This is a genomic window from Bacillus sp. V59.32b, from assembly GCF_003429085.1.
Classification (GTDB): Bacteria; Bacillota; Bacilli; order Bacillales; family DSM-1321; genus Peribacillus.
This window is the reverse complement of the sequence record NZ_QVTC01000109.1, coordinates 1-22,233: the sequence shown is the minus strand read 5'-3', so window position 1 is coordinate 22,233 and position 22,233 is coordinate 1. Positions and strand designations below refer to the sequence as shown.

General features: G+C 41.5%; 29 protein-coding genes and 3 riboswitches. Of the genes, 13 read left to right on the top strand and 16 right to left on the bottom strand.

Going from position 1 to position 22,233, the window contains the following annotated elements; genetic code table 11:
• Positions 1–128: 128 nt before the first annotated feature.
• The 6 genes from D0463_RS18895 to D0463_RS18870 all read right to left on the bottom strand — a co-directional run bounded on the left by D0463_RS18895 (position 129) and on the right by D0463_RS18870 (position 7,946).
• On the bottom strand, positions 129–455 hold the full coding sequence (locus D0463_RS18895; RefSeq protein WP_117308898.1) for a DUF3243 domain-containing protein: 327 nt from the start codon (positions 453–455) through the stop codon (positions 129–131).
• Between the two features lie 86 nt (positions 456–541).
• A complete protein-coding gene (locus tag D0463_RS18890) occupies positions 542–2,014 on the bottom strand; it encodes a UDP-N-acetylmuramoyl-L-alanyl-D-glutamate--2,6-diaminopimelate ligase (RefSeq protein ID WP_117308897.1) in 1,473 nt (490 codons plus the stop codon).
• 162 nt (positions 2,015–2,176) lie between these two features.
• Positions 2,177–3,436 (bottom strand): S8 family peptidase, encoded by a 1,260-nt coding sequence (locus D0463_RS18885; RefSeq protein WP_117308896.1) that lies wholly within the window; start codon positions 3,434–3,436, stop codon positions 2,177–2,179.
• Between the two features lie 532 nt (positions 3,437–3,968).
• Entirely contained in the window at positions 3,969–6,584 is a 2,616-nt protein-coding gene (gene cphA / locus D0463_RS18880) for a cyanophycin synthetase (RefSeq protein WP_117308895.1), read from the bottom strand.
• 2 nt (positions 6,585–6,586) lie between these two features.
• Positions 6,587–7,393, bottom strand: coding sequence for a cyanophycinase (locus tag D0463_RS18875; RefSeq protein WP_117308894.1), 807 nt, complete (start codon positions 7,391–7,393; stop codon positions 6,587–6,589).
• A gap of 253 nt (positions 7,394–7,646) precedes the next feature.
• Positions 7,647–7,946, bottom strand: coding sequence for a DUF3817 domain-containing protein (locus D0463_RS18870; protein WP_174234349.1), 300 nt, complete (start codon positions 7,944–7,946; stop codon positions 7,647–7,649).
• A gap of 141 nt (positions 7,947–8,087) precedes the next feature.
• Between D0463_RS18870 and D0463_RS18865 the strand changes: the two genes are divergently transcribed.
• Positions 8,088–8,207: a 3-methyladenine DNA glycosylase gene (locus D0463_RS18865; RefSeq protein ID WP_117308893.1), complete on the top strand. Its 120-nt coding sequence runs from the start codon at positions 8,088–8,090 to the stop codon at positions 8,205–8,207.
• A gap of 42 nt (positions 8,208–8,249) precedes the next feature.
• Here the strand turns inward: D0463_RS18865 and D0463_RS18860 are convergent, their stop codons facing one another.
• On the bottom strand, positions 8,250–9,293 hold the full coding sequence (locus D0463_RS18860) for a M42 family metallopeptidase (RefSeq protein WP_254052862.1): 1,044 nt from the start codon (positions 9,291–9,293) through the stop codon (positions 8,250–8,252).
• Positions 9,294–9,465: 172 nt separating this feature from the next.
• Positions 9,466–9,642 (bottom strand): hypothetical protein, encoded by a 177-nt coding sequence (locus D0463_RS19535; RefSeq protein WP_160118480.1) that lies wholly within the window; start codon positions 9,640–9,642, stop codon positions 9,466–9,468.
• Positions 9,643–9,823: 181 nt separating this feature from the next.
• Between D0463_RS19535 and D0463_RS18855 the strand changes: the two genes are divergently transcribed.
• Positions 9,824–10,459 carry a Bax inhibitor-1/YccA family protein gene (locus tag D0463_RS18855; RefSeq protein WP_117308891.1) on the top strand — a complete coding sequence of 212 codons (636 nt, stop codon included), beginning with the start codon at positions 9,824–9,826 and terminating at the stop codon, positions 10,457–10,459.
• Positions 10,460–10,615: 156 nt separating this feature from the next.
• Here the strand turns inward: D0463_RS18855 and D0463_RS18850 are convergent, their stop codons facing one another.
• The 6 genes from D0463_RS18850 to D0463_RS18825 all read right to left on the bottom strand — a co-directional run bounded on the left by D0463_RS18850 (position 10,616) and on the right by D0463_RS18825 (position 14,097).
• Complete coding sequence (locus tag D0463_RS18850; protein WP_117308890.1) at positions 10,616–11,128, bottom strand: acyl-CoA thioesterase; 513 nt, start codon at positions 11,126–11,128, stop codon at positions 10,616–10,618.
• Positions 11,129–11,209: 81 nt separating this feature from the next.
• On the bottom strand, positions 11,210–11,800 hold the full coding sequence (locus tag D0463_RS18845) for a M15 family metallopeptidase (protein WP_117308889.1): 591 nt from the start codon (positions 11,798–11,800) through the stop codon (positions 11,210–11,212).
• A 140-nt stretch (positions 11,801–11,940) separates the two neighbouring features.
• Positions 11,941–12,429, bottom strand: coding sequence for a DinB family protein (locus tag D0463_RS18840; protein WP_117308888.1), 489 nt, complete (start codon positions 12,427–12,429; stop codon positions 11,941–11,943).
• A gap of 96 nt (positions 12,430–12,525) precedes the next feature.
• Positions 12,526–12,954: a type II toxin-antitoxin system VapC family toxin gene (locus D0463_RS18835; RefSeq protein ID WP_160118479.1), complete on the bottom strand. Its 429-nt coding sequence runs from the start codon at positions 12,952–12,954 to the stop codon at positions 12,526–12,528.
• Positions 12,947–13,234 carry an AbrB/MazE/SpoVT family DNA-binding domain-containing protein gene (locus D0463_RS18830; RefSeq protein WP_117308886.1) on the bottom strand — a complete coding sequence of 96 codons (288 nt, stop codon included), beginning with the start codon at positions 13,232–13,234 and terminating at the stop codon, positions 12,947–12,949. The genes D0463_RS18835 and D0463_RS18830 overlap by 8 nt, the downstream gene beginning before the upstream one ends.
• Positions 13,235–13,392: 158 nt before the next feature.
• Complete coding sequence (locus tag D0463_RS18825; RefSeq protein WP_160118478.1) at positions 13,393–14,097, bottom strand: DUF459 domain-containing protein; 705 nt, start codon at positions 14,095–14,097, stop codon at positions 13,393–13,395.
• 143 nt (positions 14,098–14,240) lie between these two features.
• Here D0463_RS18825 and D0463_RS18820 point away from each other — a divergent pair, with 143 nt between their 5' ends.
• Positions 14,241–14,741: a GNAT family N-acetyltransferase gene (locus D0463_RS18820; RefSeq protein WP_117308884.1), complete on the top strand. Its 501-nt coding sequence runs from the start codon at positions 14,241–14,243 to the stop codon at positions 14,739–14,741.
• Positions 14,742–14,869: 128 nt separating this feature from the next.
• On the opposite strand, the gene D0463_RS18815 is transcribed toward D0463_RS18820, so the two are convergent.
• Complete coding sequence (locus D0463_RS18815; protein WP_117308883.1) at positions 14,870–15,040, bottom strand: aspartyl-phosphate phosphatase Spo0E family protein; 171 nt, start codon at positions 15,038–15,040, stop codon at positions 14,870–14,872.
• A 217-nt stretch (positions 15,041–15,257) separates the two neighbouring features.
• Here D0463_RS18815 and D0463_RS18810 point away from each other — a divergent pair, with 217 nt between their 5' ends.
• From D0463_RS18810 to D0463_RS20330, 5 genes are all read left to right on the top strand, one after another.
• Positions 15,258–16,475, top strand: a complete 1,218-nt coding sequence (locus tag D0463_RS18810) for a helix-turn-helix transcriptional regulator (RefSeq protein ID WP_117308882.1) — start codon at positions 15,258–15,260, stop codon at positions 16,473–16,475.
• Between the two features lie 13 nt (positions 16,476–16,488).
• Complete coding sequence (locus tag D0463_RS20175; protein WP_301950659.1) at positions 16,489–16,614, top strand: hypothetical protein; 126 nt, start codon at positions 16,489–16,491, stop codon at positions 16,612–16,614.
• Positions 16,615–16,768: 154 nt separating this feature from the next.
• The gene (locus tag D0463_RS20340) at positions 16,769–17,059 is read left to right on the top strand and encodes a PAS domain-containing protein (RefSeq protein WP_367946597.1); all 291 of its coding nucleotides are present in this window, start codon (positions 16,769–16,771) and stop codon (positions 17,057–17,059) included.
• Positions 17,022–17,273 carry a PAS domain S-box protein gene (locus tag D0463_RS20335; protein WP_367946598.1) on the top strand — a complete coding sequence of 84 codons (252 nt, stop codon included), beginning with the start codon at positions 17,022–17,024 and terminating at the stop codon, positions 17,271–17,273. Before D0463_RS20340 ends, D0463_RS20335 begins: the two co-directional genes overlap by 38 nt.
• Complete coding sequence (locus D0463_RS20330) at positions 17,233–17,562, top strand: STAS domain-containing protein (RefSeq protein ID WP_367946596.1); 330 nt, start codon at positions 17,233–17,235, stop codon at positions 17,560–17,562. Before D0463_RS20335 ends, D0463_RS20330 begins: the two co-directional genes overlap by 41 nt.
• Positions 17,563–17,661: 99 nt before the next feature.
• Here D0463_RS20330 and D0463_RS18800 read toward each other — a convergent pair whose 3' ends face one another.
• Positions 17,662–17,832: a Fur-regulated basic protein FbpA gene (locus tag D0463_RS18800; protein WP_117308881.1), complete on the bottom strand. Its 171-nt coding sequence runs from the start codon at positions 17,830–17,832 to the stop codon at positions 17,662–17,664.
• 136 nt (positions 17,833–17,968) lie between these two features.
• Positions 17,969–18,073, bottom strand: a riboswitch (SAM riboswitch).
• A 138-nt stretch (positions 18,074–18,211) separates the two neighbouring features.
• A riboswitch (TPP riboswitch) is annotated at positions 18,212–18,318 on the top strand.
• Positions 18,319–18,374: 56 nt separating this feature from the next.
• A riboswitch (TPP riboswitch) is annotated at positions 18,375–18,474 on the top strand.
• A gap of 85 nt (positions 18,475–18,559) precedes the next feature.
• On the opposite strand from D0463_RS18800, the gene tenA reads away from it, so the two are divergent.
• From tenA to thiE, 5 genes are read left to right on the top strand one after another with little or no spacing between them, the layout of a single operon-like run.
• A complete protein-coding gene (gene tenA / locus D0463_RS18795; RefSeq protein WP_117308880.1) occupies positions 18,560–19,249 on the top strand; it encodes a thiaminase II in 690 nt (229 codons plus the stop codon).
• A gap of 14 nt (positions 19,250–19,263) precedes the next feature.
• A complete protein-coding gene (thiW, locus tag D0463_RS18790; protein ID WP_174234350.1) occupies positions 19,264–19,794 on the top strand; it encodes an energy coupling factor transporter S component ThiW in 531 nt (176 codons plus the stop codon).
• Positions 19,763–20,557 carry a bifunctional hydroxymethylpyrimidine kinase/phosphomethylpyrimidine kinase gene (gene thiD / locus D0463_RS18785; RefSeq protein WP_117308878.1) on the top strand — a complete coding sequence of 265 codons (795 nt, stop codon included), beginning with the start codon at positions 19,763–19,765 and terminating at the stop codon, positions 20,555–20,557. Before thiW ends, thiD begins: the two co-directional genes overlap by 32 nt.
• 15 nt (positions 20,558–20,572) lie before the next feature.
• The gene (thiM, locus tag D0463_RS18780) at positions 20,573–21,391 is read left to right on the top strand and encodes a hydroxyethylthiazole kinase (protein WP_117308877.1); all 819 of its coding nucleotides are present in this window, start codon (positions 20,573–20,575) and stop codon (positions 21,389–21,391) included.
• Entirely contained in the window at positions 21,369–21,992 is a 624-nt protein-coding gene (gene thiE / locus D0463_RS18775) for a thiamine phosphate synthase (protein WP_117308876.1), read from the top strand. The genes thiM and thiE overlap by 23 nt, the downstream gene beginning before the upstream one ends.
• Positions 21,993–22,233 lie beyond the last annotated feature (241 nt).

Here is a 22,233-nt window from a genome sequence, read left to right as displayed (position 1 = left end):
GAAAGCGAGTAGATTCCATGACCATTTGAAAATCAACAATGGAATTTAACAGAGCCATTAAAAAACAAATCCCCCTGATCGTTAAAAACGAACAGAGGGAAATATCTTTTTAACTAATGATTTTTTAATTACTGCACCATTTTTACAAGCATATGAGCAAGCTTATGCTGTTCTTCCTCATTGCCGGATTTCCAAAGCTCCTGAAGCAGCTTTTCTTCGCGATTGCGCGGTTCTTCATGATCAGCTAGATAATCAGCCACCTTTTGAGCCGTTTTCGCGAGTTGTTCCTCGTTCATTCCCATACTTTCACCTTTGGAAACTTTGTCACTTAAATAGCTTTTAAACGTCTCAAAACTGGATAGAACCTCGTCCTTTTTTTCTTCACCAATAGACTGTAATTTCTCTTCAACATTTCCTTCATTCGCAGTATTGTTCGAATTAAAAGAATTCTCCATAACACATCTCTCCTTTCGGTGGTATGTGTATCAATGCCCGAATTCCGCGATTGTCAAACATGGAAAATGGAAAATAGAGAGACTTATTACATAAAAAATGTTCCATATTCATCTTGCATGAGCGTTTCGATCATTTCCCTGTCGGATGACGCCGGCAAAGAAAACAATTCTTTGTATGATTCAGGACCTTTTCCCGTAATAAAAATCCAATCTCCTTCCCTGGCATCCAGCCAGGCATATAATATGGCAAGCGTTCTGTCCGGTATTACTTTTCCTCTCCCATTTCCAAACCGGTCAGCCAGCCGCATTAGCTCGATTTCCATGGAATCCTCCTCTACCCCGTTCAAGTCGTCAAAGGTTAAGGTGAAATTGTCACTCATCACAGCTGAAGTCTGAACGATTTGCTCTCGTTTTGTTGTATCCCGTCCACCTCGAAAGCCGTAAATATGTGAAATGTGTTTTGCCCCTAAAGATTGGGCTGTTTGAAGGCAATATTCCACCGCATCCCGGGTATGTGCATAATCAATGACAAACGTTGCTCCAGAAGGATGAGCATATATCTCAAATCTCCCAGGGACACCATCGAAAGTCGCTAGTGCTCTTATGATTGTTTCTTCCGGTATACCTACGAGCTTGGCTGCTGAAAAAGCAAGGGCTGCGTTATACATATTATGCACTCCGGGAAATGTCAGGTTTACTGGGTGCTGGTTACTTCCATCTGTAAGTCTGAAGCGACTTCCCTGTCCTATTTCAATTTCATCAATACAAATATCGTTGTGAGGTGGGTTTCCAATCGTAATCATATCAATTTGCTTGACTAGTAAGGATTGGGAAAGTTTAACTCCCCATTCATCTAAGTGATTGATAATCGCTTTTCCACCCTTTTTTAAATAGTTATGAAACAGGCTCGATTTTACCGAAAAATAATTCTCCATTGTATGGTGATAATCAAGGTGTTCATGGCCTAAATTTGTAAATATCGCCAAATCAAATTCAAGACATTCCACCCTGAACTGATCCAAAGCATGTGATGAAACCTCCATAATCACGAATTCATCATCGCTTTTTGCCAACAGCTTTTGCAGCTCAATGGCATCTGGAGTCGTATGACCAGACTTCACCTTTTCCCCGTTGATTATGTATGAAACTGTTCCTAACAAAGAACAAGAAAGACCGGCCACATCAAGAATATGCTTTAACATATAAGAAATGGTCGTTTTGCCATTCGTCCCGGTAATCCCGATTAATTTATGCTTACTGGCTGGATATCCATAAAATGTACTGGCCAGTCTGGCAACCGCCTTCCTGCTGTTCGTTACTCGTATATAAGGCACTGCCAGATCCAAGCCATGCTCACCGACAATGACAGCCGCACCTCTTTGAATCGCATCCTCGATAAAAAGATGTCCGTCGAAAGTATACCCGGGCACGGCAATAAAAATAAATCCATCCTGAACTTTTTGTGAATTCATTTCAATACCGGTTATATCAATTTCTGGGATAGCTGGTATCTGTACAGTGAGTTCCTTAATGGATTCGAGAAGCTGTGATATTTCCATCGGTACACTCCTTCAGGTTTTTCGTAGATGTTATATTATTCGTTTGCCCATTTAGTCCTTTTCTTAACAAAGGAAATAATGGATTTTCAGGCGCTTGAATCATATAAAAAGGGCACAGATTACATATTCTGTGCCCGAAGATTTATATGGTAACTAGATTTTCTATCTTACTCGCGGGAAGCCGAATCCGGAAGCATAATCGTCCCCGGCCGCTGCCCCATATCCGCCTTTTATGTCATATGTCCTGGCTTTTGTCTGAAGCTGTGATCTTAGCTGAGTGTGAGTCAGGTTTGGACTGGATGCCCAAATTTTCGCAGCAAGGCCTGAGATATGTGGAGTCGCCATTGAAGTACCACTGATCGTATTGTAGCCGTTATTCAACCAGGTAGATTCAATCGCTGCTCCAGGTGCCGATACTTCAATATCCTTTTCACCAATTACATAGTCGCCGTCCGTATTTGGATTGCCTCTGGATGAGAAATTCGCTACCCGGTATGTTCCATTTTGCTGGACATTTTCTAAAGCAGCCACTGCTACGGCATTCTTTAAGGCTCCCGGATAACCAATTGTATTAGCGCTGTATCCTGAATTTCCTGCCGCGGCGACAACAAGCACTCCTTTTCCATACGCATAGTCAACGCTGCTTGCGATGAGCGAATCCTTAACAGAAGAACCTAAAGACATTGAAATGATAACACGCGAACCCGTGCTTGTTTTTTGATCAGCTGCGTGCCGGATAGCTGCGGCAATATCGTCCGAGTAACCCGAACCATTATCGCCAAGTACCTTGTATGCCCACAGCTCAGCCTCCGGTGCTACCCCTTGTATCCCTTGACCGTTTGATCCTCCATTTGCAAGGACTGTACCTGCCACATGTGTACCGTGTCCATTTCTGTCGACACATGAATTATTTACATACGTGGATGATGTCGTGAAGTCTTTGCATTGCTCGACGTTAGCGACCAGATCCGCATGAGACTTTTCCGTCCCTGTATCCAAAACGGCTACTTTTATTCCATTTCCTCCTGAAGTCTTAGTAAGACTTGCATCATTATATATAGCTTTCATTCCCCATGGTGTTCTCGCTGATGGCACAGCTGCCGCCATTGCATTGGCCAAGAACGGTGCTTGGGCGATTGTCACTTGAGATACTTTTTGAATTTCCAGATTGCTATTTTTTTGCAGGGCTTTCAATTGAGCGGAATTTACGGTGGTGGTGAAACCCTCTTTGCCAAAGTTCCTTTTCATCTTGTAGCGCTTCTTGGCATTTAAAATTTCATCGGAGGAACCCTGGACGAAAATGCGGACTTCATTCTTTTCCTGTGGGGATTCATCTTGAAAAGCAGATACTCCACCAGCAAACATCGACAAAGTGATACCTAGACTGATTATTGCTGCTCCTAGCCTTTTCCCATACTTCATCTTTTTTCTCCCCTCTCCATTTAAAAGCCTATCAGTCAGCGATCTCTTCGGTGTATTCTTATTTTATTCCAAATTTTCAGATTTCAACAAGATGTCTGAATCCTCATTTCTTTTCGGCAAAAGTCTGCAAAAAAAGTGATGATGTATCCAGTGATCCTTCTACTAAACAACTAAAATAGGTATAATGCAGCAGTGATTTGCCAATCTTTTAAAAGGTTGGGAAAAAAACAACGAAAGCTCTGCATCATTCATCCTATTTCCGGACATGAAAAACAAAAACTTCACCCATATTTCTTCAGTTTTTTGCGCTTTATTAGGAATAAATGCTTAATTTCCAACAGCAAGATCATATATCTTGAAACTTTTCACCTTATTTAAATGGTTATTTTTTTTCGAAAGAGCGGAGATTTTTGTGGGGTTGGCACTTCTTTGGTTATTGTTTACGGGGTTTTTGTGTTTCTCAAAAATGCAAAAGGGACTGTTTGAAAAAATCAAACAGTCCCGATTCTTTATTCTGTTGTTATGGTGTGATTTATTGCAGCTGATGCTTCCCGACCAGTTCGAAGAATTGATTAACGTATCCAAAGTCTGTATAGAAGAACAGCAGCAGGTCACCCGGCTTTGAAAGCTCCCATGCTCTCTTAAAGGCGTCCAGCTCATTAAGAACGACAATGGCTTGTTCTTCGCTCAGATTACGCTCCATGGCGGCAGCCCGGATGAGGTTAGCCAATTCATACTGTTTTCTGTCGCGCAGATCATCATCTTCCTTTATGATCAAAAGATCACTGTGCTCGGCTGCGACATAGGCCATGTTCTTGATGTCTTCGTTTTTTCTATCACCAGGTCCAGCTAGGACGGTTATTACCCTTTTTCTTGGAAATTCTTTTACGGTATCATAGATGGCTTCCATGCCAGAAACATTATGGGCATAATCAACAATAATCGTTCGTTCCTTCATCTCCCTTTTATTGAATCTTCCTTTTGAAAGGTCAGCATTCGGAGTGAACAAAAGGACTTTTTCTTTTAAATCATGCAACGAAACTCCTTGGGTATGTGCTGCAGCCATAGCTTGAAGCAGATTGGAAATATTGTGCTTGGCGAATCCCCCGATGGTGATTGGTATTTCTTTACAGGGAAGAACTTTCCTCAGAATACCTTTTGAAGCATAGACGATCCAGCCCTTATCATCAACAAACCAGCCCTTTTTCTTTTCATTTAGTGCCCCGCAGATATAAGGATTATCCGGACAAACCGAGGTATAAATTACCTGCGCGTCCGTGTGCTCAGCCATTTTGGCCACATTTTCATCATCCGCATTTAAGATGCAATAACCGTCTTCTATCACAACTTCTGGAATCAATCGTTTCAATTTGACTAGATGTTCAAACGTGTGAATGCCATCAATACCTAGATGATCTTCCGTAACATTCGTGACAATCCCGACCTCACAATACCGAAAGGCAAGACCTTCCCGAAGGATGCCGCCCCTTGCCGTTTCGAGCACAGCAAAGTCGACAGCGGGATTGCTTAAGATTTTCCTCGCACTGATGGGGCCGCTGCAATCTCCCGCGTCAATGCTCACGTTGTTAATGTAAACTCCGTCAGAATTCGTCATTCCAACCGTCACACCTTCATTTGAAAGAAAAAAACTTACGAGCCTCGCAGTAGTCGTCTTGCCGTTTGTTCCCGTCACGGAAATAATCGGAATGGCTGATTCCTTCCGGCTTTTAAAGAGATACTTTACAATCGCTTTGCCGACATCATGCTTTTTACCTTCACTTGGATAATGATGCATCCTGATGCCAGGAGCTGCATTAATTTCGATGATCGCCATCGTATTTTTATTAAACGGCTCTGAAATATCTTTACAGATAAAATCAATTCCGGCAATATCAAGGCCAATCGCTTTGACCGCTGTGATCGCAATTTCCTTGATCGATGGGTGCACTTGATCGGTTACATCAATCGCTTTTCCGCCGGTCGACAGATTGGCATTCCCGACAACCTGAATGATTCTACCCTTGTCAGGCACAGAGTTAAGGGTTAAATCCAGCTTTTCCAAATAACAGGTCACGGTATGATTATATGGAATTTTTGACATTGGTTTCTCATGTCCGTTTCCTCTAAGCGGGTTCTGATTTTCTTCTTTAATCAAGTCCAGGATTGTGTCCTTCCCATTTCCGATTACAAACGGCGGGACCCGCAGACTTGCAGCAATAAGGGCATTGTCCACTACCATCAGTCGGTAATCATTGCCTTCAAAATGCCGCTCTAGTATATATTTTTCCACATGTTTTTCAAGACAATTTACAACATTGAAAAGCTCAGCTTTATTTTTTATATTGGTAATGACTCCCTGACCTTGCCTTCCGTTCAGTGGTTTAATAACAAGCGGAAACCCGATCTTGTCTGCTACTTCAAAGATTTCCATCATGGACGATACTACTTCTCCATCCGGAACCGGGAGACCGCAGCTTTTTAAAATTTCTTTCGTCAATTGTTTATCACATGAGTTTTCCACAGCAATATTCGATGTTTGGCTGCTGATCGTGGCTTGTACAAATTTTTGCTTTGATCCCGTCCCCAAACGGAGCAAGCTGTCATCCCCGATTCTTTCTACCGGTATTTTTGCCTGAATTGCGGCGTCATAAATGGATTCGGTGCTTGGTCCTAATTTGTTTTTATAATAAAGCTCGGCTACTTCATCAATGTAGGCCGTAGCATCGATATTTTTTTCTCCCACTAATATGCGCTCGGCAATTTCCATGGCTGCTTTGAAGGAATGAAGCCCTGATTTAGGTTCTTTGTAGTTGAAAGTGACATAATATATGCCAGGCTTTTCGCCGGTTATGGTCTTCCCGCGTTTGACGTTTATACCAGCTGCAATTTGGAGTTCGATTGCCATATGCTCCAATATGTGTCCCATCCATGTTCCGCGAGTTAAGCGCTGGATAAATCCGCCTTCAACCCCCAGTGAGCAGGTATGCTTTTTCAAACCCGGCAATGTTTTTACAAGGGTTTCGTTAAAACCAGGTATTGTATCTGATGGCTGTAGCTCCAGATCCTCTATATCCACTTCTATAAACATCGTCGGTTTATATGAAAAGTAGTTAGGACCTTTCAAATACCTTACAAGGTTGATTTTCATTCTTATATCCCCTTTTTGAGAATTAATTTTCGTTTGATGAGATCAAAACTATAGCCTTCGGTAAGTGTGTGTAATTGAAATCCGGAAATTGTCAGCTCCTCGCTGCCATTTTCGGATGTTTTAATGTTAATGTAATTGCTGCTCTTTCCGTCTATAACGAGAACCTGATGTTCGCCAAATACTTCAAATTTATTATCACTGATTAAAATGGCTGTATTTTCATCGATGCCGATTCCAATGATTTCTTTGTTTTCCGCGATGGCGCTCAATAATCGGTCAAACCTTCCCCGCTGGGAGAAGTGCTGGTCAATCAGCATATGATCCATAAATCCAAACCCAATGCCCAACTCCACTTTTAGTTTGTCATCATTCAGCAATGTGTCAGCTGCTACGATCATTTGTTTAGCCATAATCGAGGCACCCGCACTCGTCCCTGCCAAAACCATCCCTTTTTTCCATTGAACCATTAACGTTTCATGCAATTTCGTACCGCCAATTAGCTCGGAAAGCCTGCTCTGATCGCCGCCCGTAATAAAGATAGCGGAAAGTGAGTCAACAAGTCCCGTGATGGACGGATCTTCCGCACGTTCTCTTGAATCCACATCAATCACTTCAACCCGTTCTACACCAAGCTGTTTAAATGTTTGGATGTAATCAGAACTAACGTCTTCTGGAATCTTCGATGCTGTCGGCAGAATGCCAATGCCTCGGTTTTGTCTCCTTGCCAACTCAACAAATTTGCTCAAAACCTCTCCGCCATGGAATTTTTCTTCTGCTCCGCCAATAATCAATAATTCACCAGGACTCATGAATGCTCTCACCTTTGCTATAGATATTATAAAACCAAATCAAAACAGGATCTCATTTAACGTCTCTCTAAGGTCTCTGTTGAAAATGCATACTTTGTATTATGTATAAATCGCTAATGAAACATTCATATTTTTCATCTGACAATTCTTATCATATTGCTTATTTCATGCTGGCGAGGGAAAAGGTGCAGGAAAACCGGCGTAGAGCTCGAGTTATAAAAAATACCCGCCGAATTTCTTCAGCGGGTGCTCATTATTCCTTTTCAATCCTTTTTTGGAGAATGGAATCTAATATAAAATTGCCAAATGGAATGAATGCGACCGCAACCGCTCCAATAACCCAATTCCAAAACCAGCGGACCTTAAAAGCTGTATATGCGATAACCAGTATATACACGATGAAAAACAGACCGTGCAAGGAACCGACAATTCTAACGGCGATCGGCATATCCATAAAATACTTTAAAGGCATGGCGATCGCTAGCAATAATAGTAGTGATCCACCTTCGATGAATCCCATAAAACGAAACAGCCTGATTGGTGATTGTAACATATGTAACCTCCATTTTTTACGCAATAAGTTAATTATAACCTGATTTTAAAAAAGTTACTTATTTTTCTATGTTTGAATTCACGTTTCTGAATGGACAGAAAGGGTAAAACAGAGTATAGACGAATAAAGGAGGAAATAAACATGGCAGAGAACAACAAACCAAGAGAGAATGATTCTGTGGAACAGGATAAAAAGAAGGACCACAACCAGGATATCAGTCCCCAAAGAGACTCTGACAAAAATGACCCTCCCCAAAAATAGGGATTTAGAAGCCTGCTCAAATTTGAGCAGGCTTTTCCATAATTATTTTACGAGCGGAGATTCTAAATAATGGTGCAGCAAATTGGCGGTATGCCCGAGTGAGCTGACATGTGTCCGTTCAAAGGCGCGGGAAGCATCGATGCCCGGGCCGATTAGGCCGTGGGCTACATCATACCCCGCCCGAATCGCGGCCGATGCGTCCGAACCGTAGTATGGGTAAATATCCACACGGTAGTCCACTTTGTTTTCCTTTGCCAGAGAGATTAAATGCTGCCGCAATTTATAGTGGTAAGGGCCCGAGGAATCCTTGGCACAAATGGAGACGCTATATTCGTCTGTCGTTTGTCCCTCACCGATCGCCCCCATATCGACAGCGATATACTCAACCGTTTTAGCGGGGATATTGGAGTTTCCTCCATATCCGATCTCTTCATTATTGGAAATCAGAAAATGAGTTGTATAGCTCAATCGAATCGTGCCTTTCTGAACAAGTTGAATGAGGTGAAGCAAAATTCCGACACTCGCTTTATCGTCAAGATGTCTGGATTTAAGGAACCCGCTTGCTGTTTCCTCCACTCTCGGTTCGAAGGAAACAAAATCACCTACGGAAATCCCTAATGCTTCCGTTTCAGCTTTTGTCTTTACAGGCTCGTCGATCCTTACTTCGATAGTGGTCTCATCACGCTTGGCATCACCCGCGTTTTTATATACATGCACGGACGTCTGATTGATTAGAATTGTGCCGGTGTATACTTTTCCGTCTGCTGTGTGGATTTTACAATATTCCCCTTCAACTGAATTCCAGCGAAAGCCACCAATCATTGTCAAACGAAGCCGACCGTTGCTTTTAATTTCCTTCACCATTGAACCAAGGGTGTCTACATGGGCCGTAAGCAATCGGTGCCTGCTGTCGTCATCCCCTGCTATCGAAGCAATCAACGCACCCTTATTAGTGATTTGATAAGAAATCTCTCTTTCATCCATAAACGAGGCCACATATGAAATCGCCTCCTCCGTGTAACCCGAAGGACTCGGTATTGAAACTAAATCTTTTATGTATGTAACGATTTCTTTTTCATTAATGATTGACAACATGATTCCTCCTTCTTTTTTACTGATTATAATGTTTTTATATGTATTTTGTTAGTCGAGTAGAAAGAAAACCTGCCGATTGGCAGGTTTTCCTTTATTAAAACAAATTTAGATATCGGTCGCAAATTCAGATCATCGCTCGTAAATTCGGATTATCGCTCGTAAATTACGCCTTGTTAATCAATTCCTTTATAAGCTCTAAAAATGTGATTCGCTTTTCATCCTGATAGGCCACTGCATCATTTAAAATTTCCTGTTCCAAAGGATTTAGATTACGGTGAAGCGCATCTGTAAGCATGGTTTCCAATTCTCTTAGAGTCTCTTCCGGATTCCTTATTTTCATATCCTCCACCCCCCTCAGTCCTGTTTCTACCTATTTATCCTAATAACGGACCTGTAAAACTATTCTTTTCTGGCGATATAATAGGAGATGGGGTTTTTTTACACTGTAAAATTTATACTAGGTGAAACTTAATTGAATCCACATCCGTAGAAAATGTAAATAGAACATTGGAGGAATCATTATGTACACTCAAACGACAGATAGTTATATGCCATCTGTGCTAAGAATATTTGCACTTTCTTTGGCAGTTTCAGTACTTGGAATGGCAATCGGGGTGTATGTCCCGCCCGCTTTATTCCTGCCACTGGCCATTCTTGAGCTGGTCATGCTCGTTGCTGCTTTCTTTTTAAGAAGAAAAAAGGCAATTGGCTATACGTTTCTTTACACCTTCACCTTCATTTCAGGAATCACCACATATCCTATCGTAGCGTACTATGCCGCAGCAGCAGGCGCTGATGTTGTGTTGCTTGCCGGGGTGACGACGACTGTGGTTTTCGGAGGGTTGGCGCTTTATGCAACGAAAACCAAGCGTGACTTAACCTTCCTCGGTGGTATGCTGATGGCTGCGTTGCTCGCGTTGATCGTGATTTCCATTTTCAACATCTTTTCACCGCTCAGCTCGACTGCGATGCTGGTATATTCCTTTATCGGAATTCTCGTTTTCAGCGGATATGTTTTATATGATTTTAACCGAATGAAACAATATGGAGTGAGTGCTGAAGAGGTTCCGTTAATGGCGTTGAATTTATATCTCGATTTTATCAATCTGTTCGTAAATATTCTTCGATTTTTCGGAATTTTATCAAGCGATGACTAATAAAAAGGTGTCCATGCAGGACACCTTTTGTTAGCAGAACACAGACTAAGTACGCCAAGTCCTTATGTCTTCGCCTATGTGACCCACATCCTGTGGATCTCAACTACGTCTCTGCCTTCGCCTTAAAAGGCTCGTCAATCAACGAGTTTTCTTTATTTACCAAGGAAGATCTGATCCGAATGTGCTTGCGATTAATGCCGTTTCTTTTCTTCTTTTTTTGCGCATTTCGGCTCTTTGCTTTCCTGTTTCATAGAGATTCTTTTCCAGCTCGGTTTGCGGAATAAGCTTTGGAACAGGTGTTGGTTTACCATTTACATCAATCGCTACGAATGTTAAAAAGGATATCGCACAAATGTTGCGTTCGCCTGTCAATAAATCCTCCGCGATCACTTTCACCATGACCTCCATGGAGGATCGTCCAGTATATGTGACAAACCCCTCGAGGCAAACTGAGTTTCCTTCATAAATCGGATGCAGGAAATCGATGGAATCCATTGAGGCTGTAACTGAGTTTGTTCTCGAGTGGCGCATGGCGGAAATGGCAGCCACATCATCAATATAAGCCATCAGCTTACCTCCGAACATCGTTCCTAAATTATTCGTATCAGGGGGAAGGACGATGCTCGTTTTAATGACCAGCGATTCCCTGTTATGTTTTGATTCTTCCATCGATAGTGAACTCCTTCATCTTTAAATTCTTTACTCTTATCCTTTATAACATAACCAAAGCTTGTAACTGTTACAATCTGCCTATTCATTCCCGGGAGGCCTTTGCCCCCGCTGCAACTCTCTTAGACTTAAGCCAAAATCCATTTGAAAATGAGGATAATCTTTGAATTCCCCCTTAAAATCTCCTCCCCATTCGAAGCCTTCTTCCTTCGCAATGGCTACCACTTCATCCCAGTCTGGCTTACCATTTGCGTTGCCATCATACTCCATATCCCAAATCGCTTCCCCTTTTTTGTTAAGTAAGGCAAAGTCGATGGCGAGTCCAAAATTATGGAGCGATTCGCCGCCTTTAGCATTCGTCACGATGCTCCCCGGCTGCGACCTTCCCTGTTCGTATAATTCATCCTGTTCCTCACTCAACCTGAATCCGGCAGTGATGAGAATGGGAATGCCTGTCTCACTGGTCCTTCTAACAAGAATGTCCCTTTTTTCTGCCACTACCGGATGGAGGCTGTCGGGCAACTCTACTTCTTCAAGGTCGGGTGGGAAAAGATAATAGTAAATCAACCATACTGGCAGCAGTATGATCAGTGAAATGAAAAATAAAATTCTGATAAATTTACCGAACACTATATACTCCTTCCGTTCTGTCAATTCTAAGATTGCAAACATATTGTTCCTTTTATTATTTCACAAGTACAAAGGGAAGTCAGGGAAAAATAATTCCAAGCCATTCTGGAAGGAAGGGATCTATTCTCGTGAAAAAAATCCACCTAGCATAATAATCAGGTGGATTCTGGCATGTATCTAGGTTAATCAGTCCATTTTTCTATTAATTCTTCAATTTGGCCGAGATGCCTTTTTTCATGAAAGCCTACAAATGGAATCCATTGTTTTAAGCTTAATGGACCAAATATTGGATGCGGAAAGGATTTTTGCTCCAAGTCTTCCGGGGATATACCTTCTGTAACTTGAATCAGTGTTTTTCTGGATTCGATCAGTTTTTTCTTTATTTCTTCGAGGCTGATAAAATCGTCTGAAGGAGTTACAAATGAAGGCGCCTCGACTTTTGTAGTTCTGTTAACCGTTAAATGGATAGGCTTTGAAGGAGCAGGCTCGCTTTGATCATTTGCCAGCTCTTTAGAAATGCCCATTGCGATGACCGTTTCCATTAAATATAGATGCTCCAAAACCTGCATAATCGTCCAGCTATCTGCTTCTACTTTATCATTTAACTGCTGGTCTGATAAACCGTCTACACTTTTTAACAGTTCTTCGCGGATTGACATGTTTTCCTGCATACTCTTTCCCCCTTCTTAGGTCCTCACGAAAAGTACATCCCCAAAATTATATCTGTTTCTTTATTCAGAATACAATAATATTAGTTTATACGGTTTTCATTCGTTCTTTAAATGCTCTATCATTTGTTCAGGGGAGAAAAATTCACATGGCAACGTTTTAAAATGTTTCTCATTCCACGTAATGATTGGAATCTGTTTTGAAGAGTTACCTAAATATGCATCTACAAAATCAACATTTTTTTCGGCAAAATCATTCAATGCTTTTAATACCATAGAATCTTCTAATTCAATAAATGACAAACTGAATATCTTTGTTAATCCATCTCTAATTTGAAATCTATCAAATTTATAAACGCCGTTTAATACCCAACAGCATTCAGCAGCAACCATTGTTGGAACTATTAGTTTGATATTTTGCTTCGCAACTGATTGGAATAACTGCTTTGCCTTGATTGCCATTTCTTCTGGATTACCAGTAGCAACCCTCAATAAAACGTTAGCATCCAACCTCATCCGTTTACTCAATTTCTTTGTCTCCCTCACTGCTTTGTTTGAATTTAACAACCACATTTTCATGAGCTTGTTCTCTTTCTTTGTCAAAAGTTAACGACTTATCTACTTTAAAAATCCCGAACACATCCTCGACATTGGTTTGCTTTATTACTTTTATTCTTATTTCTTCTTCCTCATCATCAATTAAATAAGCCAGCCGATCACCAGATCTTATATTTAACTTTTCACGTACTTGAATTGGGATGGTAACTTGTCCTTTTTCGGTGACTTTGCCCGACAATAGTTCTTTCATTCCTTACTCACCAATCTTTCATTACTTATTATTCATCCTTACTTTATTATATAGTATTACTAAGTATAAATAAATCATTCTAGTTCAGTCATACATTATTTTATGAACCATGATTTTTACATTAAAAAATGCCCAGTTCTTCAGAACGGGCATTTTTATCATCTATTGAATTGATACCTATCCAAAATCCGTTCGGTAATTAACTTATACCCTCGTTCGTTTGGATGAAGCTGATCGCTAAAGTATGCTTTCTTCTCTTTATCTTTAAACAGATCATTGGTCGGGATAAACGTCACTTGCTCATCACTCTTTACCGTGTCAATAATCAGCTGGTCCCATTCATCGATATGTTTTTCGATTTGCTCCCGGTTTTGATATGGATTATACAATCCAAGCACTAAAATGGGAGCGTCTTTGTTCTTTTTCTCAAGAATATCGAGGATTTCCTCCAAGTGTTTTTTATATTCCGTTTTTGCTTCCTTGATTTTTTTGTCGTTTACTTGTGTTAAATTTCCGCCGTTGCTGTTGATTAAGTCATTAGTTCCGATAAACACGATAAAATAATCGGCTTCATCCAATTTACTTTTGATCCGGACATCGTCCAGCTGTTTTAAAACGCCATCCGTTTCCTGACCCACAATCCCATAATTCCAGATTCTGAATTTATCATCGCTGCCGGGATCATTCAACTCACTCTCTAATCCGTCTACATATCCTTCTCCATTTTTATCGCCATATCCGTGGGTCAGGGAATCACCGAATGCCATGATGATAGGATCATCACTCTTGCTTTTGGAATAAACAGAAAACCAAACCGTTGAAATGATAATAAATGCAATTAATACAATCGATAGCTTTTTCACGTATAACTCCTTCTGCAGGTGTCTGCGATGCTTTTCCATACTAATACCCGGTACCGACTGATATATAACCTACACTATCAAAAAATCAGGGATAGATGTATGATATTCTTACCGATTACAGAAGAACTGCGAGGAGTCAAAATATGAAGGGAAATTTCACGTTAAAAGAGGCAACCCTTGAGGAATTGCCAAAGATTGTCGCTATATATAATTCAACGATTTCGTCTAGGATGGTCACGGCCGATACCGAACCGGTCACCGTAGAAGAACGGGTAGCATGGTTCCATGAACATAACGGAAAAACCCGTCCTCTTTATGTCATTTTATCCGGGAGCGAGATATGCGGCTGGCTCAGTTATCAATCTTTTTATGGAAGGCCGGCTTACCAGGCGACCGCTGAAATCAGTATTTATATAGATGAGCAATTCAGGGGAATGGGCATTGGACGTTGGGCACTTGAGCAAGCTATAAAGCTGAGCCCGAGACTCGGGATAAAAACGATCCTCGGATTCATTTTTGGGCACAACTCACCAAGCCTCAAACTATTTTCCGCATTCGGATTTGAAGAATATGGTCGTCTTCCAAAAGTAGCCGAGCTTGATGGCATTGAAAGAGACTTGATAATACTGGGAAAACGAGTATAACGGTTCTGAGAACTCTGTTTAGGAGGATAATGAACTTGAAAGAAATAGCTCCCGGGTTAGTTGCTAAATATCAACAATAAAAAAAGCTGTTCCATTGCCAAGCGGGACAGCTTTTCGATCATCTAGTATTATTTTTTTAGTGCGAGGATAAGAGACTGTTTGTTGTTCATAAGTCTGTCCAACTCTTGGCTGGCTTTGATTGTATCCGGGCTTGTATAACCTAAAACATTAGCAAGTTTCATCATTTCCTGACGCTTTTCCTCTATTGAATGACTATGCTTGGACTTAGTATATAACATTCTTAGGTACCCTCTCTTTTATTTTGAATTTAATATGAAAATTACCGCATTGATGGAAAATTTTCAGGGTGTCTGAGTCAACTGACTCTCATAAAATTGCCACCTGGATTATTTACTATACTATAAATTATCCACCTGTTCAAAAAAATCCTACTTTTGGAAGTTGGGAAAATCTGAAAAAAGTTCTATAATATTTAAAAAGAGGAGGCGGGGGAATATGAAAATTGGCTCTCTGATTAAATATTACCGAACAAAAGCCCACTTAACCCAAAGCGAATTGGCCCAGGGGATTTGTTCAGTCCCTCATTTAAGCAAGATAGAAAATAACGGAAAAGAAGCAAATGAAGAAACGATTTCATTGATTCTCATAAAACTCGGCATAAACTTCGTTGATATTGAGATGAAAGAAAAGGAAATCAAAATTCTGTTAGATGAATTCATCGAACATATAAATTTCTACCAGAAGGATAAAGCAAAGCTGACATTTGAAAAACTGAATGAATCCAACGAACTTATTCCATTTACCACCTTTATATACCTTTTTGAACTCTATAAATTCAGATATTATCTCCTCCTCAATCTATTAGAACTAGCAGATGAGCAAAGAAAATGGCTGAGTAAACAAAAAATAAATTTTTCCCAACATGAAACGTACATATATAACTACTATTTTGCCATATATTTAATTTTAAAAAGGAGGTATCCTGAAGCCGATGAGCTTCTCATTCAATTAGTTCATAATCAAAGTCACGATATGTTTGTCAGCGCTGAAGTTTATTATCATCTGGCAATGGTAAAAGGAAATGTTGAGCAACCCGGCCATGCTGTTCTCTATGGAAAAAAGGCTCTTCAGCTTTATACGAGTCAATACAACTTAAAGAGAATGCTTCATACCTTAATGGTCCTTGGCATTAATTATACCCATTCTGAAATCTATCCGGAGGCACTGGATTGCTTTAAGCATCTGGAACGAAACACAGAACTCCTTGGAGATTCATCACTCATTCCCCAGGTCTATCATAATATTGGATTTTTAAAGCGAAAAATGGACCTTATGGAGGAAGCCGTCGAATTTTTCAGAAAATCCTTAGATTTACAAGATCACAAAAATCCCCATTACCTTGTCACCCTTTATTCACTGGCAGAAACCTATTACTCATTGGGACGTATTGAGCAATCCGTTAAGGCATTTAACGAAACCCTGGCTATATCTAAAGAGACCATTAACCCAAGATATCGCTTATTGGCTTCCTTTTATCTTCTTCTGTTGAATAATGAGGAACGAGAAGCGTACCGCTATCTCGAAGAAAAAGTGCTTCCTTTCCTTAAATCAACAGGTGAACACAGGCATGACCTTCAAGCCTTCTCCAGGATCCTCGCAAAATATTTACAGGATTCGGGACAGTTTGAAGCTGCAATAGATTATTTTTCATAAAGGAGGAAGGAAAATGAAAAAGCTGATTCTTGCACTTGCACTGACTGCCTGCAGTTTTGCTTTCATCGGGACAGTCGGAACGACAGCGGATTCTGCAGCAAAGAGTAGTTATCAACATCCAATTTACCCACCAGTATAAACAATAAAAATCCATATGAAGGATTGTGCGGCCTATAGGCCGCTTTTTTTATGATTCATGTTATTTATGAGTGCGAAAAGGTACAAAGGTACCTGTTGTAATCCATGTCGAATGCTCTGAATTGGTTTAAGCTTTTCATAAGGGAGTGAACTTTTTGGAAAAGAATGCATCTAATAAAGAGTATCAGGAACTTATGGAAAGAGAAAATATGTATCGTCAAATCATTGAATATTCCTTAGAAACAATCGTTATACACGCAGATCACAAAATCTTATATATTAATCAGTCTGGAGCAAATTTTTTAAGAGCCGCTAAGGAAGATATAATTGGGGCCCGTGTGCTCGATGTTTTTCAAGAGAAAGATAGACCGGCCATTAAAGAGCGGATACAAAAGGCTATGACAGAAAATATACCAGGCGGAACTTATCGAACATGTCATAACTAAATTAGATGGCTCACTTGTTGATGTCGAACTGTATTGTCATCCTGTTATATATGGTGATAAAAAGGCTGTCCAATCTGTTTTTAGAGATATTACAAAACGTAAAGAAGCAGAGAGAAATCACAAACAACTATTGAGGGAAATTAATGAAGTATCAGCCTCTATAGTTACCTGTATTGGACGGGATTTCCATTCTTCCTCTGATTGGCTCGATTGATACGGACAGAGCCAACCAGCTCATGGAAGACATCCCTTTAAAAATCCAAGAGCAAGCTGTTGAATGTTTGATTATAGATTTTTCAGGCATATATAACTTCGATGAAGTGGTAACCGATTACCTGCTTAAAATCAATGCTGTTATGCAAATGCTGGGTGTCCGTTCGATTATAACCGGAATAAGACCGGAACTAGCCCAGGCAGCGACTGAGCTAGGAGTCAATTTATTTTCCATGAAAACAATGGCTACTGTACAACAGGCCTTGCAACATTTAGGGGTTAAAAAGTAAATTCATTTTAGCCTAATATGCTGTAATAGATCGTTTTCCTGGATAGAATTATTTAATTCGGCCATCCTTATGTCTACCATGGGATCGTCGGAGGCTATTTCACGTACCGGTTCCCCCGCTTTTTAAAACCCGCTCATATTCCGCTTCCAATACCTTTAATGAGGCATCATACAGATGCCTTTCACCTGTTGTTTTATAGATCCCTTGAGAAATTAATTGCTCGATCAGCTCTGTTTTTCGTTGCTCGATTCCAGGTAGTAATTCTTCCATATGTACTGCTCCAATCAGTAAGAATATGCTTCATTTTTCCACCAAAGTTATATACCTTTTCTTATAGGCGTTGAAACATTAAAAGTAAAAAAACCCCTTCTGAATAAGAAGAGGCTAAACCATGACCGTCTGGCTCTTCTTATCTTTCAAGCACCTGCTTGATGGAAGTGGCACAGTGCCCATAACGGGTCTGTTGCCGAGGTTTCATAGGGCCAAGTCCCTCCGCCTCTCTGGATAAGAAAGTTGATATATGATGTTGTGGAAAGTTTATACTATTCATTTACGGATGTCACTATGGCTTCTCATTTGTCTCCCGATAATGGTTAAATATTATTGCTTTCTCCGTTTAATATGGTAAGATGGCATTAATTACATATTGCTGTAACACTGGGGGAGCCTCGTATGGGGCTGAGATTGAACAATTGTTCTAGACCCTTTGAACCTGAACCGGGTGATGCCGGCGTAGGAAAGTGGCCAATCGATGAATAACACCCCGCTTTCCTTTGTTTAGAAAGCGGGGTCTTTCTATATTAATTAAATAGTATGACTGCTGGGGGAGCCGTTAGGCTGAGAAATCGATGATTAAAACCCTTTGCACCTGATCTGGTTTATGCCAGCGTAGGGAAGCAGGCTGAGACGAGGGCATATCCCCTTCTGACTCAAGGCCGCTTCCAGAAATGAAGGCGGCTTTTTTTATAAAATCATTTTCTAATAGGAGGCAATCAAGATGCAATCATCCAAAACGAAGCATTTTTCAGAAAGGTTATTCGAATCAGCTCAGCCGATTTGGGAGAAAAACCATCTTCACCCGTTTGTACAAGGAATCGGAGATGGTTCACTTCCCGAAGATATTTTTGCCTTTTATATGAAACAGGATTATGTGTATTTAGTGGATTATTCGCGGCTATTTGCCATCGGGGCGGCAAAGGCCAACACCTTGGACACGATGGCGAAATTTTCACACATTCTTCATGAAACGATGCACTTTGAGATGGACCTTCATCGCCAATATGCCGCAGAATTCGGCATCTCGAGTGAAGAACTGGAGCTAACGCAGCCAACGCCGGTCAACATCGCTTACACAGGCTATATGCTAAATGCGGCTTACAGCGGAACACTCGCCGATCTCGTTGCCTGCTTGCTTCCATGCGCCTGGGATTACCGGGAAATTGGTGTCCTTCTTAAAAAGCAAAACGGAGACGGGCTTCATTCAAACCGTTATAAGAGATGGATCAATACGTATGCTTCCGATGAATTTGCATCCACCTCCCAATGGCTGATCGAACTGATGGATCATCTCACCGATGGCCTTCCTGAGGCTGAACTGGCGAGGCTCGAAAAACATTTTCTAACCACTTCCCGCTTTGAATATTTGTTTTGGGAGAACATGTACCGACAGGAAAGCTGGCCAGTTTAATCATTAAAAAGGAGATGAGCTCTTTGAAAAATATTAGAAAGCTTACGTTAACCGCGATGATAACGGCATTAACAGCACTGACGAGTTCATTTGTATTTATTCCCGTTGGGGCTGCAAAGATCTTTCCGGTCCAGCATTTAGCCAATGTGATGACAGCCGTGATGCTCGGACCGGCTTATGCTCTGGCCCAGGCCTTTACCGTTTCCCTGCTTCGGAATATGGCGGGAACCGGCTCAATTTTTGCTTTTCCAGGCAGCATGATCGGTGCCCTTCTGTCCGCTTATCTTTATAAAAAAACAAGAAACATCACGTTTGCCGCGTTGGGTGAAGTTTTGGGTACAGGCCTCCTCGGTGCACTTGCCTGCTATCCGCTTGCCCTTCTTTTCTTAGGCGAAAAGGTGGCACTCTTTGGGGTCCTGCCTGCTTTTATGCTCAGTTCCGTTACCGGTGCAGCCATTGCCTTTATTTTATTAAAGATATTTTTGAAGAATAGTTATTTGGAGGGGAAAATCTATGAAAACAGCATTAACAATCGCAGGCTCTGATTCAGGCGGGGGTGCGGGAATTCAGGCAGATCTGAAAACATTCTCGGCTCACGGTGTATTCGGAATGTCAGTCATTACTTCCGTTACAGCTCAGAATACTGTGGAAGTCCGCTCCGTACAGCATATCGACATAAACGTCATCCGTGATCAAATGGAAGCCGTTTTGGACGACATCGGCGCTGACGCAATCAAGATTGGCATGCTTGGATCAGCGAAAATAGCCAAGGCGGTGGCAGAGGTGCTCACAATTTATAATCCCAAACACATAATCCTTGATCCTGTCATGATTTCCAAAAGCGGCCACCATCTCCTAGAAACGGATGCTGTGTCAGAGCTTAAAAATAAACTGCTCCCCCTCTCATCCCTAGTCACCCCGAATCTTCCGGAAGCGGAAGAACTAACAGGGTGCAAAATTAAAACGAAACAGGATGTCTATAGTGCTTCTGAAGCAATCCATCAATTAGGCGCACAGGCTGTTCTAATCAAAGGCGGCCATTTTGCGGGAAACTCAGATGATCTTTTTTATGACGGAGAAACTTTCACCTGGCTCAAAGGTGAACGAATCCAGACGTCCAATACACATGGAACCGGCTGTACCCTTTCTGCGGCCATCGCCGCCAATCTCGCAAAAGGACTGACTATGTCTGAAGCAATCAAAACCGCAAAAGCCTATGTTACCAGGGCGATACAAAACAGTTTATCAATCGGAAAAGGCCATGGCCCGTTAAACCATTTCCACAACTTTGAAAAAATTAACCACTGAAGAAAGGAGAAAACGATGAAAGAAATTATCACTCCATTATTCGCAAAAGTTCGCAGACAAAACCCGCTTGTTCACCAAATAACCAATTATGTAACCATGAACGATTGTGCCAATGTCACACTGGCTATCGGAGGCTCACCAGTCATGGCATCGAGCCCCGAGGAAGTAGAGGATATGGTCAGACTGGCTAATGCATTAGTCATCAATTTTGGAACAATCGATAATGAAACCTTTGAAGCGATGATCTTGGCCGGAAGGGCAGCAAATAAAAATAAAACTCCGGTTATTTTTGATCCGGTTGGCGTTGGCGCAACACGATACAGGACAAAACTGGCAAATCAATTTATCAAAGAAGTAAAACTGAGCATTGTCAGAGGCAACGCAAGTGAAATTTATAGTTTAATAGGCGGAGATGCCAATACGCGCGGAGTCGATTCAGGTAACGTTTCTATCGCTAATTCCGGTCTGGCAGGAGCCGCGGCAAAAAAACTTCAATGTGTCTGTGTTGTCAGTGGAGAACAGGATGCTGTGAGTGATGGGGAAAGGACGGTTTTAGTAGATAACGGTCACTCTTTGCTTACGAAAATCACCGGCAGCGGCTGTATGAGCACAGCCATCATTGGTTCGATTGCCGGCGTAACGGAGGATTTTTTTACTGCCGCGGTTGCCGGGATTTCCACCATGAGCATTTCAGGCGAGATGACAGCAACTACATTAAATGAGAATGAGGGCACTGGTACGTTTCGGATAAAGCTGATTGATTGCATTTCCCTTATGACAGGGGAAACATGGGAAAAAGAGGTGAAGCTAAGTGAGCCGCTCACAGCCAATTGATTGGAGTCTCTATCTCGTTACGGAAGAATCCGTCCCAATTGATCGTTTATTAACAATAGTACAAGAAGCAGTTCTTGGCGGGGTAACCGTTGTCCAACTGAGGGAAAAGTCATCGAATGGCCATGTATTCTATGAAAAAGCAGCTCGGTTAAAGAGAATGCTTGACCACCATTCCGTTCCGCTTATCATTAATGACCGAGTGGATATTGCTCTAGCAGTTGAAGCTGCGGGAGTTCATATCGGTCAGAAAGACCTGCCGCTTACGGCGGTGAAAAAAATCGTTCCGGAAGAAATGGCTGTTGGCGTTTCCGTTCAGAATGTAGAGCAGGCTTTAGAGGCTGCTTACAATGGGGCTGATTGCATCGGGGTCGGCGCTGTCTTTCCTACCTCGACAAAGAAGGATGCAAATCTTCTTCAAAAAGGCATGTTGGAGAAAATCTGCGGGGCGGTCGCTATTCCGGCTGTCGCGATAGGGGGAATCACGCTTAAGAATATTTCCACCATTTCAAACAGCGGCATTGCCGGCATTGCCGTAGTATCAGAGATTATGAAGGCTAAAGATCCAAGAAAGGCTGCCGAACAATTGAGATTATGGAAGTAAGAGGGCATCCTCCATGTAACACTGTCCATTGTGTTGAAACTTGCTGATGGCTTATGCTTGAAAATTCAATTTCTGCTCGATGATTTGTATTTATGCTCGATAATCTGGAATTGTGCTCGATAATCTGGAATTGTGCTCGATGAACCAGATTTGTGCTCGATGAACCAGATTTGTGCTCGATCACCGGATTTGTGCTCGATGAACCGGATTTGTGCTCGATAATCCAGATTTGTGCTCGATG

Bases quoted from the DNA above. Each gene is read 5' to 3' on its own strand.
- D0463_RS18815 (WP_117308883.1), bottom strand. From the start codon at position 15,040: ATGTTATATACTAAGTCCAAGCATAGTCATTCAATAGAGGAAAAGCGT.
- D0463_RS18895 (WP_117308898.1), bottom strand. From the start codon at position 455: ATGGAGAATTCTTTTAATTCGAACAATACTGCGAATGAAGGAAATGTT.
- D0463_RS18875 (WP_117308894.1), bottom strand. From the start codon at position 7,393: ATGAGTCCTGGTGAATTATTGATTATTGGCGGAGCAGAAGAAAAATTC.
- D0463_RS18830 (WP_117308886.1), bottom strand. From the start codon at position 13,234: ATGAAAGAACTATTGTCGGGCAAAGTCACCGAAAAAGGACAAGTTACC.
- D0463_RS18865 (WP_117308893.1), top strand. From the start codon at position 8,088: ATGGCAGAGAACAACAAACCAAGAGAGAATGATTCTGTGGAACAGGAT.
- tenA (WP_117308880.1), top strand. From the start codon at position 18,560: ATGCAATCATCCAAAACGAAGCATTTTTCAGAAAGGTTATTCGAATCA.
- D0463_RS18855 (WP_117308891.1), top strand. From the start codon at position 9,824: ATGTACACTCAAACGACAGATAGTTATATGCCATCTGTGCTAAGAATA.
- D0463_RS18820 (WP_117308884.1), top strand. From the start codon at position 14,241: ATGAAGGGAAATTTCACGTTAAAAGAGGCAACCCTTGAGGAATTGCCA.
- cphA (WP_117308895.1), bottom strand. From the start codon at position 6,584: ATGAAAATCAACCTTGTAAGGTATTTGAAAGGTCCTAACTACTTTTCA.
- D0463_RS18870 (WP_174234349.1), bottom strand. From the start codon at position 7,946: ATGTTACAATCACCAATCAGGCTGTTTCGTTTTATGGGATTCATCGAA.
- D0463_RS18845 (WP_117308889.1), bottom strand. From the start codon at position 11,800: ATGTTTGCAATCTTAGAATTGACAGAACGGAAGGAGTATATAGTGTTC.
- D0463_RS18810 (WP_117308882.1), top strand. From the start codon at position 15,258: ATGAAAATTGGCTCTCTGATTAAATATTACCGAACAAAAGCCCACTTA.
- D0463_RS18850 (WP_117308890.1), bottom strand. From the start codon at position 11,128: ATGGAAGAATCAAAACATAACAGGGAATCGCTGGTCATTAAAACGAGC.
- D0463_RS18800 (WP_117308881.1), bottom strand. From the start codon at position 17,832: ATGGAAGAATTACTACCTGGAATCGAGCAACGAAAAACAGAGCTGATC.
- thiD (WP_117308878.1), top strand. From the start codon at position 19,763: ATGAAAACAGCATTAACAATCGCAGGCTCTGATTCAGGCGGGGGTGCG.
- D0463_RS18885 (WP_117308896.1), bottom strand. From the start codon at position 3,436: ATGAAGTATGGGAAAAGGCTAGGAGCAGCAATAATCAGTCTAGGTATC.
- D0463_RS20175 (WP_301950659.1), top strand. From the start codon at position 16,489: ATGAAAAAGCTGATTCTTGCACTTGCACTGACTGCCTGCAGTTTTGCT.
- D0463_RS18890 (WP_117308897.1), bottom strand. From the start codon at position 2,014: ATGGAAATATCACAGCTTCTCGAATCCATTAAGGAACTCACTGTACAG.
- D0463_RS18840 (WP_117308888.1), bottom strand. From the start codon at position 12,429: ATGCAGGAAAACATGTCAATCCGCGAAGAACTGTTAAAAAGTGTAGAC.
- D0463_RS19535 (WP_160118480.1), bottom strand. From the start codon at position 9,642: ATGAAAATAAGGAATCCGGAAGAGACTCTAAGAGAATTGGAAACCATG.
- thiW (WP_174234350.1), top strand. From the start codon at position 19,264: ATGAGCTCTTTGAAAAATATTAGAAAGCTTACGTTAACCGCGATGATA.
- thiM (WP_117308877.1), top strand. From the start codon at position 20,573: ATGAAAGAAATTATCACTCCATTATTCGCAAAAGTTCGCAGACAAAAC.